This is a genomic window from Pseudoalteromonas sp. TAP-3C, assembly GCF_059888565.1.
Genome location: NZ_CM187618.1, coordinates 883,572 through 898,457, shown reverse-complemented (window position 1 = coordinate 898,457; position 14,886 = coordinate 883,572). Strand labels below are relative to the sequence as shown.

The window sequence follows — 14,886 nt, the reverse complement described above, 5'->3', positions numbered from 1 at the left end:
CCTACTTACAACGCCTGTTCGACTATGGCGTCGGTTAGGTAAAGTTTAGTGGTTTGTGCGTCGGTTAAACGGGCTTTAAGTTGCTCGCAGAGTATCATTAATTCATCGACTTTAGCGACGATGCGGTGCTGTTCTTCTTGTGGCGGGAGGGCAACAACTAAGCTTCTAATTTGTTCTCTTGATACATTTTTCATGGAACTACTTGTTCCACCTGCAACTCGATTGTAATAATCTCTAGAAACTTGACTATTATTCATCAAGTTTAAATACTCACCACTTACACTTTCATGTAATTTAAATCTAATAATCTTGTCACTCATCATTAAATTTTTAGGTGCAAGATCTGGCACTATTACAGCTTTTGCAACTAAGTCTGCGGTATTAGCTCTTGAGATAAGAAAATCACCGCTTTGAACTTCATGTTCAATTCTTGGTTCTAAGTGAGGTGGAAGTTCTTTATTTTCTTCTGGATTAAATACTCCCCAAGTAACAGCACTAACTTTTAAAACTCCCCAGCTATCACCATTTCTAGGGGTTGGTAAACATTGAGGACTCCATCCAGCACTTGAACTAAGTGCCGCATCATCAAATCGACACCACTCCCATCCTTGTGCCAGCTCAAACGGTTTTTCTTCATCGGTGATTTCTGGCAGTGGTTTTTGCTTTAGCTGTTTATTAGTAAAGTTTTTGTCTTTAATCAGTTGGGCTTTTTCTGCTGCTATGCGATCTAAGAGCTTGGCGGCAGGTTCGTCGTTTGGGTTTTGTGGGACGAGTTTGCCCATTACAGCTAGTTGTAAAATGGTTTGCTTTAGCGTGTCGATGCTGGCGGTGGTGGTGAATAGTGTGTCGAAGTGCTCGCTTAAACGTTGCCAGTTTTGTTGGAATTGTGCTGTGGCTTGTTCGGGTGTTGCGGTTTGCTCTGGTGCTTTGAGCAACGCCTCTAACAGCACTTCAACTAATGTTTGATGTGCCGTAATACTATTTTCAGTTTGTGCCTCAAGCGCATCACACAAGCTCATTAGTTCATCGACTTTAGCAACTATGCGCTCTTGTTCCTCAAATGGAGGAATTATACAATGTAGCAACGCAAGCTTGCCTTGATATATAGCCCAAACGTTTGTAGTACCTGACTTTATTTTTTCTAACTCCAGTTTACCAGATGGGCTTCGCATCCAGATGTCGAGTATGTAAGAGAGCTTATTTTCAGAAAAGAATGCCCGTAAAATATTATTGTTATATAAGATAGGATCTGGATAGTCACTTACATATACACATGTTTTACCGACTAACTCTTTACTATTTCTAGTGTTAAATAATAAGTCATGATCATTTAAAGTATATTGCTTTACTTCTTCATCTGAGGCGTCCACAAATACAACATTTTTTAAATCGAAACCACCTTCATTGGAAATATTGTTCATCTTAAAGTAGCGAAACTTATTATCAGGGCCTTGTTGCGATTTACCTCTATCTAACCCAACAGAATAACCTAGGGGTAAATAATCAAAACGACTCCACTCCCACCCTTTCGGCAATTCAAACTGTTTTTCATCCTCACTAATTTCCGGCAGTACTTTAGGCTTTTTGATTTTCTTATCTTTAACTAACTGCGCTTTTTCATCAGCTATTCGCTCAAGCAATACTGACGCAGGTTCATCATTAGGATCTTGTGGCACTAACTTACCACGCACTGCGAGCTCTAAGATAAGTTCGCGGAGCTTTTTAATGCCATGAAGCGAAAACTTTTTAGATGAACCGCGCCCTGCTGACGATTTTTGCTCAATAGCCGTCGTCCAAATATCAAGATGTTCGGTTATTAGCTGCTCAGCGTTTGTGCTTGGTGTTTTTGACTCAGCCATTACTTGCCCTCAGTATCTTTTGAAAGGGCTGCTGACAATATGCCTTTTAGCTGATCGCGTAGGGCTTGTATGTCGGCTTGCTGCTTTGAATAGTCGGCTAATAACGCTTGTGGGTCGTGGCTTATTACCTCGCCTACATGCGGGTTTTTAATATCGAGGTTGTAGTTACGAGCAATAATATCGTCGATTGATACCTTCCACGCTTGTTCGGTCTCTGTACGGCTGGCAAAACCGTCTGCCTCGTTGCCCCACCATTCGAGCTCAGTTTTAAATTCTTCAAACTTCATGGGTTTTGTTTTGTTGTAATTTTTTACACCGGCTGGATATGGGTGCTCGTAAAACCACACATCTTTTGTTGGTGTGCCCTTAGTAAAAAACAGGATGTTGGTTTTAATGCTGGTGTACGGGTTAAACACGCCATTGGGTAAGCGTATTATGGTGTGTAAATTACACTCCTCTACCAATAGCTTTTTAATTTTGGTTTTTACCCCTTCACCAAACAAAGTGCCGTCTGGCAATACCACTGCGGCGCGCCCACCTTCTTTACCGGCTGAAGGCTCATTAAGCACTTCTATAATAAGCTGTAAGAACAAGTCGGCTGTTTCGCGAGTTTGCATGTCGCTTGGGAAGTTTTTCTCTATGCCGTCCTCTTCTGTACCGCCAAATGGTGGGTTGGTGATGATTACATCTACTTGGTCATCCCAACTTGAAAGCGGCTTATTTAGGGTATTACCGTGTTTAACTTGTACCGGTACCTCAATGCCGTGAAGCATCATGTTGGTGGTACATAGTAAGTGCGGGAGTTGTTTTTTTTCTACGCCGTGTATTTGTTTTTGCAATATTTGGTGGTCGTCGCCCGATTTAACATAGTTTGCTTTTACATGGTCGAACGCACACGCTAAAAAGCCGCCGGTACCACACGCAGGGTCCATGATTGACTCGCCCAGTTTTGGGTCGGTTACTGCTACTATAAATTTAGTGATGGCGCGCGGGGTATAAAATTCGCCCGCGTTACCTGCGCTTTGTAAGTCTTTTAATATTTGCTCGTACAGGTCACCAAATAAGTGGCGCTCTTTTGAGTCTGTAAAATCTATTTCGTTTAGCTTGTTGATAACCTGGCGCAGTAGCGTGCCGTTTTTCATGTAGTTAAAGGCATCGCTAAATGCCTCTTTTACTACATAGCCGCGTGGATTTTTATCTATGGGGGCGGTTAGGTTTTTAAGCTCAATAAATAGCTTGTCGTTTACAAACTCTAATAGCTCATCGCCAGTTATGCCTTCGTTATCGGCCGCCCAATTGCGCCATAAAAATTGCTCGGGGATTGGCTCGCGGTAATCGTCTAACTCTAGTTCTAGCTCTTCTTCTTGCGCGTCGAATACTTTTAAAAATAGTAACCACGACATTTGACCAAGGCGCTGTGCGTCGCCATCGACGCCGGCGTCTTTACGCATAATATCTTGAATAGATTTAATAGCTGAACTGATAGACATAGGTTTCTCTTGTTTGATTACTTTTATAAACAGCGGCTAAAAGCGAGTAGGAAAGCTGTTTAATTTAAATGGTTTAATGCTTTGCTGTCGCTAATACATAGCGACAGCAAACTTAAATTTAGGCTGTTTTAGGCGCTGGCATTTGGTAAATTTGTGCTTCGAGCTCTTTAAGTGCTTGCTCGTATTGCGCCTTACCCCCAAAGCCTTTTTTTACTATTTCACTTAGGCTGCCAATTTGGTTAAATGGCGCTACTTTGAGTGCTTGCATAGATTCTATTTCTTGCACGCCAACATCGGCGTATTTTAACAGAAGGTTCTCGAGTACGGTGTGTGCGGTACCCGAATATTTAGTAAAATAGTTACGCTTTTGTACGTTATCTGCGCGCTCTTTACGGGTAAGGGGTGGTTGGTCATAAACTACATGGCAGATCATATCGAATGGGTCCATGTCTTTGCCGACTTCTTCCTCAAGCGCTGACCAAATAATGCCCTCTTCGGCGAGCTCATCGATAATAACTTGTTTACGATCTGACTCGTTCCAACGTTTTACAAACTCATCAAGTGAGCTGAACTGCTTGCTCATGGTTTTGCGGGTGTAATCTTTAAATGATTCGGTAACAAGTTTGCCGTCAGTATCGTAATACTGTACTCGCTCTGCCACTTTATTTACGGTAACACCAGATACGCGATACTTAACCATTTTGTTTTTTTCATCGTCCCATTCGCCATCAAGCGTACCATCGCCTTTGGGGTCGTTAATGGTATCGGCTTTTGATTGATCATCTAATGGGCTGGTGGATGTATCTGTGCCGGTTGTGTCATCATGTGACTCAATATCAACGTCTTCGTTTTCAATGTCGGTTGGGGTTACTTTAATTACTTTTTCTGGTGTGCCATCAAAGCGTTCATCAGCAAATAGTTCAGTGGCTTTTTTAAAGTCGAGTATGGTAAACCAAAGCTTGCCGTACTTATCGTCTATACGCGTGCCCCGACCAATGATTTGCTTAAACTTGGTCATTGATTGTATGTTTTGATCGAGCACCACTAGCTTACAGGTTTTGGCATCTACCCCTGTGGTCATGAGTTCTGAGGTAGTGGCAATTACTGGGTATGGGCGTTTAGGGTTTATAAAGTTATCGAGCTGGCCTTTACCTAGTTCGTCGTCGCCTGTGATTTTCATTACGTATTTGTCGTTTTTAGCCATTTGCTCTGGGTTTAAGTTGGCAATGGCGCGGCGCATACGTTCGGCGTGGTCTATGTCGTTACAAAACACGATGGTTTTAGCCATAGGGTCTGTACGCTTTAGGTAGTTGGTTATGGTTTCGGCCACCAGCATGGTGCGCTCGTCTATGACCATAGTGCGGTCAAAGTCTTTTTGGTTGTATATACGGTCTTGTATTACTTCACCGTTGTTATCAACCTGTCCTTTTGTAGGTCGCCAGCCTTGTAGGTCTACGTCGAGATCGACACGGACCACTTTATAGGGCGCTAAAAAACCATCCTCTATGCCTTCTTTAAGGGAATAGGTATAAGCAGGGTCGCCAAAATAATCAGAGTTTGATACTTCGTCGGTTTCTTTGGGTGTTGCGGTTAAGCCTATTTGCGCTGCGCCTTTAAAATATTCTAATATTTCGCGCCATGCGCTATCTTCGCTTGCACTGCCACGGTGGCACTCGTCAATAATAATAAGGTCGAAAAAATTAGGGTCTACTTGCTTAAACGCTTTTTGAGATTCTTCTGGCCCTGTTAGCGCTTGGTATAGTGCTAGGTGTATTTCGTAAGCGGGGTCGATTGTTCTGCCGGTAATTTTGGTCATTGAGGTGCCAAACGGCTGAAAATCGTTAATGCGAGTTTGATCAATTAATATGTTACGGTCGGCTAAAAACAAGATGCGTTTTTTAGCCCGTGATTTCCATAACCGCCATATAATTTGAAACGCGGTATAAGTTTTACCGGTGCCGGTTGCCATTACAAGGAGTACGCGGTCTTTACCTGACGATATAGCCTCTACTGTTTTATTAATTGCTTGGAGCTGATAGTAACGCGGGTGTTTACCGCTACCATCATCGTAATAAGCTTGGTTAATTATAGGGAGTTGCGATTCGGTATAGCCTTTGTAGGCACAGTATTTAGCCCAAAGCTCTTGCGGTGATGGGAAATCTTCTAAGCGTATTTCGGTTTCAAGGTTATGCGCATCAGGCGTGCCGCCTTCATTTGGAATTAAGGTGGTTTTATCATGAAATATAAAGCCATCTCCATTAGAGGCAAATACAAAAGGCACATCAAGTAAATTGGCATAATCGAGCGCTTGTTGCATGCCCTTACCTACTTCGTGCTTATTCGCTTTAGCCTCAATAACAGCAAGCGGCATACTAGGTTTATGGTAAAGCACGATGTCAGCCGATTTAACCGTTTTACGTATACCAAGTTGCCCACGGACAATTACTTTACCGTCACGTAGTTTAACCTCTTGGCGTATTTGAGTTATGTCATCCCACCCTGCGGTTTTAACTGCGGGTAGAATAAACTTGCTAATTATATCGGTTTCGCTGAGCTTTCTTTTATCCATAACTTAAACCATCCCTAAATACTGCGCTATGAGTTCGTACAACTCGTTGATTCAACGCGTTTCATGCTATTTAGTGATGCTATATAAAATACGGTTAATAAGCAAAAATAAAAGATAGTAAAGGCTTCTTCCTGCTTAAAATTCATCTTCCCACAAAAATTATATACTGGAGCGATCTATGTTTTTTGAACCCCCTCAAGCAATTTACCAAAGTTGTTAGCATATTCGCTAATGTAGTAGTGGTGTTGCTGGATAGTTTTAAGGTGGCTATTGCTTCAGATCCAAGGGCTTTTAACTTTTCTCTCTCTGCTTGCATATTCTCTTCAACTAAACCGTCATTTAATATTTTATTAGTAACTCCGAGACTGCAAAGCAAATCAATTGCTTTAATTAAATTTTAGCCATAAAAAAACCCGCAACTTGATTGCTCAAGTGGCGGGTTTTTTAGGGTTTTTAAACAAACGAATTTAAAAACCATTATTGGTGGAGCTGGGGGGATTTGAACCCCCGTCCGAAAAGCCTCGACCGTCGGTACTACATGTTTAGTATTGTCATTTAATTAACCTTTAAATCCCGGACAAACACGGTAGATAAAGGCGAGGCCGCTTAGTTTTAGCGCTTCAACCCCGGCCAGGGTTTCCGTCGCGATCAGGTGTTAGGGTGACACTCCAAAATCCAGTCCACAAGAATACATGGAAGGAGCGCTAGCTAGCCTAAGCTGCTAGAGAGTAGTTATCGTCGTTTGCGATTACTTTAGATTGCGGCTTTTTTACGAGGCAAACCGCACCTCGACATGCACCTTGGGCTTCTTGAATTCCGTCGAATCCTAATCAGCCCCTGAATTAGTTATTACTCATTCAGAGCGTGCAAGCAGTATAACTGAGTAAGCTACCAATACTCAACACCTTAGCACTTTATTTTTATTGGTTGGTTAATTCTGCATCAAACACGCACTTTTAAATGTAAATTACTGGATACTTAAGAAACAATTACTTAACAAGCAACCTGCTTTATGCTCAAATACCGGGCTAGACCTTGGTCTAGTACACTATAAAAAATAATAACAGGCATATCACCTAGAGGATTTATAAATGTCGGTTTTTTCCTTTGATGAGCAAACGGGGTATATTTCTTTACTTGCGCATCCTGCTGTTTCGGGTTTAGCCTCAACAGCAACACAGCTTATTGAACTAATTGGGCAGTCAGAGTATTGCGAGTGTGAAATTATTGCTAGCAATATTGGTAAGCTCTTTGTTCAAGGTAATGCCGAAAAAGCCTCCTCTTTAGTCATTGCAAAAGCCATTGATGCCAAACTCACTATAAACATTGATGAAAAAAACATGTTAGTTGCAGCTACCCTCACCACTGCTAAAGGCGGCAAACTGCTTAATACGGAACAAGCAGTTGAAGTTTTAACTCAAGCAGGCGTTAAAAAAGGCATTAGCTCTCATGCATTAGAGCAATTATTGGCGCAACAGTTTGAACAGCCAGCAGGAAGCATGCATACCGCAGAAGTTGCCTTTGGCAAAACACCTAAACTGGGTAATGACGCAAAATTTGTACGCCTTTGTTGCACAGCGCAAGACCGCGTGCTTAGCCCACAAGCCAAAGGTGGTGGTAAAGTCGATATGAGAAACCTAGGTGATATTATTACTGTAAAACCAGGCAATGAGTTAATGCGGCGTATTCCCGCAACACGGGGGGTTGATGGCTTTACTGTGTTTGGCGATGTGCTTGCGGCAACCCCAGGCAAAGAGCATAAATTACAACCCTTTGACGGTACTAAAATTGCGCCCGATAACCCCAATTTACTAATTGCCGACTGCACTGGCGTACCCGTTGCCCTTCCCCGCGGTATGCGCGTTGATGATGTTTTATGTTTTCATAATATTGATCCAAGCACCGGCCATGTTGAATTTGATGGCAGTATTATTGTAAGCGGTGATGTAAAAGATGGTATGCGCGTGACGGCCACCGGCGATATTACTGTTTTAGGCTTTGTTGAATCGGCACAATTAAAAAGTGATAGCGCAATCACCATTGGAAAAGGGGCCATTGGCAGAAAACGAGAAGCTAATGAGCCCTTTACCTGTTCTGTTTTTGCTAAACGAACCGTTGCCATTGGTTACTCTCAATACTGCGATATAAAAACTGAGCAAAATTTATTAATAGAGCGCCAATCATTGCATTGTGATTTGAGTGCCGGAAATTTAATTAGAGTGGGCAAAGCAAACGACCCTAAAGGTAAAATCATTGGTGGCCATATTTTAGATGCAATGCGTATTGAAACTGGCGAATTAGGGGCACCTGCAGGAACAAAAACCCGTGTTTGCATCGCCCAGCAATGGTATGTATTAAAACAAAAGCAAGCCCAAATTACCGACTTTGAAAAAATACTGATAAGTAAGTCAATTGAATTACAGCAAACACGTGATCGCATTAATAAACGGGTTGCAAGCGCACAGCGTCAGCAGTTTTTAAATAAGATAATAACCAATGAAGAACACATAGCGAACCGAAGCGCCAGTATTAATCAACAAAAGCAGTTGCTAAGAAAGAAAATGGCACAGCTTTTAGCGCTTAGTCGTTTAAAAGTTAATGAGCTTATGCACCCGGGGGTGGAGCTTAAAATTGCACGTGAGTCTATTAGCTTTTCTCGCAATTACCCACCGCATTTAATCACCCACAGTGAAGGTAAAATAACTCAATCGTTTTAATAATGCTTATTTAAACTGGCTCAGCTCATAAAGTGAATACTCACTAATATAAGCTAATTTTGGTTGCTTGCTTGGTCTTCGTTTTGTGGTGTTTTTGCTACAGCAAGCGGCCAACCACCTAGCTGCTGCCAGCGATTTACGATTAAACAATATAATTCAGCTGTGCGCTCTGTATCGTATAACGCAGAGTGTGCCTGGCTATTATCAAACTCAATACCAGCAGCGCGGCACGCTTTAGCCAATACCGTTTGCCCTAATGCCAAGCCTGCAAGCGAGGTGGTATCAAAACTCACAAACGGATGAAATGGCGTTCGTTTAATGTTATTGCGCTCAATCGCCGCATTTAAAAAGCCATGATCAAAAGCCGCATTATGGGCAACCACCACAGAGCGCTGACACCCTGCGGCTTTTTGCGCTTTACGCACCACTTTACAAATTTCTTTAATCGCGTCTTCTTCAGGGACGGCGCCGCGAAGTGCAGAAAAAGGTTCAATCCCATTAAACTCAATGGCGGCTTGTTCTATGTTTGCTCCCTCAAAGGGTTGCACATGAAAATGAACGGTATGATCTATGCTAAGCAATCCTTTGTCATCCATTTTTAAGACAGATGCTGCAATTTCGAGTAAAGCATCGGTTTCTTTGTTAAAACCGGCGGTTTCAACATCAATAACCACGGGAAAAAAGCCACGAAAGCGTTGTGCGAAAAGTGTTTGCTCAGTATTTGCCATAGTATTCTTGGTTTATAGGGGTTAGCTGTCTATTATGTCAAAATTGAGGGCCTGTCGGCTAGGGGATTTATTGATTAATTACAGCTAAACTATAGGCATGTTACTTGCTTTATAATTAATGTTTACGCCGAATTATAAACTGTTGCGTAAAATTTTACGGTTTTTGTCAGTTTTTTGGCAAAGCTTATTGGAGAGTTCTTGATGAAGTATACGTTGTTATTTATTAGCTTAAGTATTAGCAGTGTAGTGTGTAGTTTTAATACAACTGCAGCAATGCGCCAGTACACGGCTAACCAAGATAATTCAAATTGGAACTTGGTTAAAACAACTCGCTTACAATGCCAATTAAATCATGAAGTTCCCTACTATGGTGAAGCTGTTTTTAAAGCATCGGCAAGTAAAAATAAAGATCTCACTTTTAATTTAGACATGATGGTACGCCCAGATAATTATGCGATTGCCGGATTAAAAGCGGTACCGCCTAGTTGGCGAGCTGGCCGCCCTGCCCGTGATATTGCCGATATGAAATTACTTAAAAAGTTTGATGGTGAGTTAGGCAATAAAACAACGTGGGAAATACTCACTGAGCTTGAAAAAGGTAATCAACCCACCTTTTATTACCAAGACTGGCAAAATAGTGCCGACAAGATTGCCGTTGGCATGTCTAATGTTAACTTTAAACACGCGTATTGGGCGTTTTTACAATGTCGCGATCAATTGTTGCCGTACAATTTTGAAGATATTTCGTTCACCATAATGAATTATGAATCTAATAGCAGTAAGTTAACTAAATCATCGCAGCAACGCCTTGATAAAATTGCTGAGTATTTGAAAAACGACCCCAGTATAGAATCAATCAATATTACATCGTATACCGATAGTTACGGTGGCCGCTGGAATAACCTCGACCTATCTAGAACGCGTGCTAAAGCGATTAAAGATTACATGGTTGGCTTAGGCGTAGATGAAGCTAAAGTAGTTACGCAAGGCTTTGGTGAAAAACGCTTTGTGGATACCAATGATAATATTTTAGGCCGCGATAAAAACCGCCGCTTAGTGATTCAAATCGCAAAAATGTAAGTGCAGCTGTTTATTTTAATGACCGAATGGGTAATTTATAACGCTTTTGGTCACAGTTTTCTTTATATAAACACCTCACCCCTTTACCTAATTTTACAATTAACATTTAATAATTTTATTTACCTTTAAAATCAATTGATTAACTTTTTACACTAGATGATTCTTGGCATTTTAATACAGTTGTAAATAGAAGATTACATTTTATTTTGTCTCTTTTATGACAAAACTATTTAAGTTTTGCATCACTAGTTATATCTTGCGTGTCTCTCACGTTTAGTCAGGATCATTAAGTGCTTAAAAATAAAACAATAGGTAGCATGTTAATTGTTGCAGGAACCACCATAGGCGCAGGAATGCTTGCTTTGCCTATCGCCTCTGCAGGACTGGGATTTAATACGGCATTAGTGTTAATTGTCGGTTGTTGGTTATTAATGACTTACACCGCTTTGCTCATGTTGGAGCTACACCAATACGCCCCTCGCGATGCCACGTTAAATACCTTAGCTAAGCTTTGGCTTGGTAAACGTGGTCAGTATGTGGCTAATTTTTCGATGATATTTTTATTTTATGCGCTATGCGCAGCCTATATAGCGGGTGGCGGTGCACAGTTACAAGAGCGCATTAATACCGGCTTTAATTTAAGTATTGCCCCACAGTTAGGCTCGGTTATTTTAGCGGTTGTTATTGCTGGCGTGGTTACTTTAGGTACCAGTAAAGTAGATAAACTTAACCGCATTTTATTTAGTGTAAAAATTGTAGTGCTTGCAAGCTTATTTTATATGCTTACACCCCATGTACATGGTCAATATTTGCTGGAAATGCCAATTGAACAAGGGCTTATAATTTCCGCTATTCCAGTCGTTTTTACTTCGTTTGGCTTTCATGGCTCTATTCCTTCTATTGTTAAATACGTTGGGCTTGACATAAAAACCTTGCGCAAAGTCATGATTGCAGGTGCCTCTTTGCCGCTGGTTATTTATGTATTTTGGCAAGTATTAAGCCAAGGCATAATGAGTCAAGAGCAATTACTACAAAGTGAAGGCCTGAGTGGTTTTGTAGCCAGTGTGGCTAGTATTGCAAATAACACCAATGTGTCTACTGCGGTTAAACTATTTGCTGATTTAGCGCTAGCAACATCATTTTTAGGAGTGAGCCTAGGGTTATTTGATTTTTTTGCCGACACCTTCAAAAAAGCAGATACGAGCGCAGATAGAATCAAAACAGCGCTTATTACCTTTATTCCCCCTCTTGGGTTTGCTTTATTTTACCCGCAGGGGTTTATTATGGCATTGGGCTATGCGGCCATTGCTTTAGTAATATTGGCGGTATTTTTACCCGTTAGTATGGTGTACAAGCAACGCCGAGGCGCTGAAAAACAAGGGTATAAGGTACGCAGTGGTAACATTGGTTTAGCCATAGCGGCTTTGTGCGGTATTTCAATTATTAGCGCACAATGCCTACAAATGGCAGGCCTAATACCTGCAATAGGTTAATAGCTAAAAATATGCATATTAACGAAATGCTGTTTATCTAATGTATCTTTTGTTGCCAATTAATAATTGCTGCTAATAATTATCGCCAATTAACTTAAAATTTAATTGTGCTGTTACAGCTATGTTCATTTTCATTGTTGTATAATTGGATCTGAATTAAATTTTTCTCTAAAGGAGATAGTCAATGAAGAAGTTAGCAGGTTTAGCATTATTAGGTACTTTAATTACATTAACAGGCTGTGAAGACGCCAACGAAGTTAAACAAGACGCCAAACAAACGAGTGCTGAAGTTCAAGACAAGTTAAACGAAACATGGAATGACGTTAAAGAAAAAACCAATGAGCTTAAAAATGACGAGTCATTTAATGAGCTATTGCAAGAAAGCAAAGCCATGGGCTTAGACATGTACGATGACGGCAAGGAAGTAGCTGTTGATGCATGGATTAAAAGCAAAGAAGCCGCTGGTGAGCTAACTGAAAAAACCAAGCAAAAAGCACGTGAACTTGCTGATGAAATCGAGCAAGCACGAAAAGAATACAAAGAAGGTTAATTATTTTTTAACCGTAAAAAGGTAAGCCGCGGCTTACCTTTTTTGTTTAACATTTAAATTTTATAGTAACTACAGCTCGAAATCTTTTTTCAATTTCAAACCAAATTCACTACGATCATTACTGCGCATTACGCCAACAAACCCTGTTTGTTGCAAACGACCTACATCATAAACTTCGTTTAATACGTTCTCACCATAAAGAGTGATTTCCATATCGCCGTATGGGTTAGTGTAAGAAATATTAAAACCCACTAGCTCACGAGAATCAATGGTTTCACTTTTATTGAATACTGACTGCCCTTGCATTTCGCTGCGGTACGAATAATTTGCATTAAGTGCTACTGTGCCACCATTGCTTAAATCAACAAAGTAAGAAGGCGCAACCATGACCGTCCAACGAGGCGTGAGTGCGGGCGAGTCGCCTTTGCCAATACCTTGAACGCCCTCGGCTACTTCGGTAATTTCAGAGTCTAAGTAACCTACGGCACTGCGAATAGTAAAGTCGTCGGTGATCGCAACAGTGGTTTCAAGCTCAATACCTTGTGCTTTAGACTGGCCTGCATTTTCAACAATAGTAACAAAACCACCGCCTGCGGTTGGATCTGAGAATGGCAATGCTAAATCAGTGTAATCGGTCACAAACATCGCCAACATCATAGACACATTTTCATGCACTTGGCCTTTTAACCCAATTTCGTAGTTAACGGCTTTGGTTTCATCGAACGATATAAACTGATCAGCACCACCAAATGGACGCGGAGGGAAACCACCTGTTTGGTAACCTTTTTGCACTTGGCCGTACACATTCATATTATTGCTAAGCTGGTATGAGGCATTAATGTCCCATGTCACGGCATTAAAATCTGCACTGATGTATTTACGCTCTGCGAAGGTTGGAAAAATCGCATTGGCATCTTTTTTATCTTCTGAATAACGCAGGCCACCGCCTATTGTTAAATCATCCGTTAAATCGTAGCTACCGTTAATATAAGCGGCGTATGAGTTGGTTTCTTGATTGATTTCAAAGAAACCTAAGCCACCAAATGACGGAGTAACGCCATCGTTTAACAGGCCATCAGGCGTGTTAAATGGGCTAAATACAAAGTCTTCAGAGCGAGTAAAGCCATCTTCATTAAAGAAATATAATCCCGATACAAAGTCCATTTTATCAAACGTGGCGTTTAGCTGAACTTCAAAAGAGTATTGATCTGCGCCACCCACTTCTGGAAACTCAGATAAATTAAGTGGCGATGCATCATCATCTAGACCACCTTCATACTCAGAGGTACGGTAGCTTGAAATAAACTTAGTTGTATACGTGTTATTAATCGCCCAGTCGGCTGTAAAAGACGTACCCCAACCAGAATATGAGGTTGACTCAATACCCGCAACCGTTGTTCCTAAGTCATCAGGGTTTTGAGGAATTAGGTTTTCAGTTAATAATGGAAAATCGCCATTAAATACATTACTTGAGTCTAATGAATCTGTCAGCTCAATAGTATACGGTGATTGACCTGATTCGTTATCAACCCCATCTAACGAGAAAGTAAATGCTAAATCACTCGTTGCGTCATATTTAACGGCAATACGACCACTAAACTCTTGCTCTTCACCTATTTCTTTTTCAGGATTAATTAAATTTACCGCAGTACCCACACCATTACGTTGCTTATATGACGCACTTGCTGACATGCTTAAATCATTGGTTAGTGCATTATTAAAGTAAATATCACCAGCCACTCGACCACGGCTACCGACCTTAGCTGTGCTGGTTAAAATACCTTCATCACCTGGTTGTTTAGTGATGACGTTTACAGCTCCACCGAGTGTATTGCGACCATAAAGTGTGCCTTGTGGTCCGCGCAGTACTTCAACACGCTCAACATTAGGAAGCGACAAGTTAGAGCCCATTTGGCGACCTAGGTAAACACCGTCTAGATAAACACCCACGCCTGGATCTGTGGTTATAATGTGATCTTGTAAGCCAATACCCCGAATAAAAACAGAAGCATGTGCTGCGTTACCTACACCATAACGGGTAATATTTAAGTTAGGGACGTACTTACCAATATCTTCTAAGTTACTCATATTGGCTTTATCAATAAGATTGGCACCTATTGATGTGATTGCAGTTGGAGATTCAAACAAGCTCTCAGTACGTTTACGTGCTGTTACTTCAATTTTTTCAAACGCATCTTGCTTGGCTGTTGTTTTAGCTTCTTGTGCATTTACGGCAGTCGTTAGGGCTGCAATAACCGCTAAACTTAACGGTGAGAGGGTGCGTAATTTCAAGGTTTTCTCCAAAGGGGATTAATTTAATTATGCGTTATGCTGTGTAAACAACATAAACAGTAGGCATAAAAAAAGATGCTTTTGATGCATCTTTCCTCTGGGAGGGCA

General features: G+C 41.2%; 9 protein-coding genes and 1 other RNA gene. 4 read left to right on the top strand and 6 right to left on the bottom strand.

The window, feature by feature from the left end:
- Window positions 1–5: 5 nt before the first annotated feature.
- From AC6H44_RS04190 to ssrA, 4 genes are all read right to left on the bottom strand, one after another.
- Complete coding sequence (locus AC6H44_RS04190) at window positions 6–1,859, bottom strand: restriction endonuclease subunit S (protein WP_500737699.1); 1,854 nt, start codon at window positions 1,857–1,859, stop codon at window positions 6–8.
- Window positions 1,859–3,349 (bottom strand): N-6 DNA methylase, encoded by a 1,491-nt coding sequence (locus AC6H44_RS04185; RefSeq protein ID WP_500737698.1) that lies wholly within the window; start codon window positions 3,347–3,349, stop codon window positions 1,859–1,861. The genes AC6H44_RS04190 and AC6H44_RS04185 overlap by 1 nt, the downstream gene beginning before the upstream one ends.
- 118 nt (window positions 3,350–3,467) lie before the next feature.
- Window positions 3,468–5,918 (bottom strand): EcoAI/FtnUII family type I restriction enzme subunit R, encoded by a 2,451-nt coding sequence (gene hsdR, locus AC6H44_RS04180; protein ID WP_500737697.1) that lies wholly within the window; start codon window positions 5,916–5,918, stop codon window positions 3,468–3,470.
- Window positions 5,919–6,399: 481 nt separating this feature from the next.
- Window positions 6,400–6,756: a transfer-messenger RNA gene (gene ssrA / locus AC6H44_RS04175) on the bottom strand.
- A gap of 253 nt (window positions 6,757–7,009) precedes the next feature.
- Here ssrA and AC6H44_RS04170 point away from each other — a divergent pair.
- A complete protein-coding gene (locus tag AC6H44_RS04170) occupies window positions 7,010–8,635 on the top strand; it encodes a flagellar assembly protein A (RefSeq protein ID WP_500737696.1) in 1,626 nt (541 codons plus the stop codon).
- 53 nt (window positions 8,636–8,688) lie between these two features.
- On the opposite strand, the gene rnt is transcribed toward AC6H44_RS04170, so the two are convergent.
- Window positions 8,689–9,363 (bottom strand): ribonuclease T, encoded by a 675-nt coding sequence (gene rnt / locus AC6H44_RS04165; protein WP_500737695.1) that lies wholly within the window; start codon window positions 9,361–9,363, stop codon window positions 8,689–8,691.
- A gap of 201 nt (window positions 9,364–9,564) precedes the next feature.
- Between rnt and AC6H44_RS04160 the strand changes: the two genes are divergently transcribed.
- From AC6H44_RS04160 to AC6H44_RS04150, 3 genes are all read left to right on the top strand, one after another.
- Entirely contained in the window at window positions 9,565–10,443 is an 879-nt protein-coding gene (locus AC6H44_RS04160) for a flagellar protein MotY (RefSeq protein ID WP_500737694.1), read from the top strand.
- A 290-nt stretch (window positions 10,444–10,733) separates the two neighbouring features.
- Window positions 10,734–11,936 carry a tyrosine transporter TyrP gene (gene tyrP, locus AC6H44_RS04155; protein ID WP_500737693.1) on the top strand — a complete coding sequence of 401 codons (1,203 nt, stop codon included), beginning with the start codon at window positions 10,734–10,736 and terminating at the stop codon, window positions 11,934–11,936.
- 184 nt (window positions 11,937–12,120) lie between these two features.
- Window positions 12,121–12,486: a hypothetical protein gene (locus tag AC6H44_RS04150; protein WP_500737692.1), complete on the top strand. Its 366-nt coding sequence runs from the start codon at window positions 12,121–12,123 to the stop codon at window positions 12,484–12,486.
- A 69-nt stretch (window positions 12,487–12,555) separates the two neighbouring features.
- Here the strand turns inward: AC6H44_RS04150 and AC6H44_RS04145 are convergent, their stop codons facing one another.
- The gene (locus AC6H44_RS04145) at window positions 12,556–14,778 is read right to left on the bottom strand and encodes a TonB-dependent receptor (RefSeq protein WP_500737691.1); all 2,223 of its coding nucleotides are present in this window, start codon (window positions 14,776–14,778) and stop codon (window positions 12,556–12,558) included.
- Window positions 14,779–14,886: the final 108 nt, after the last annotated feature.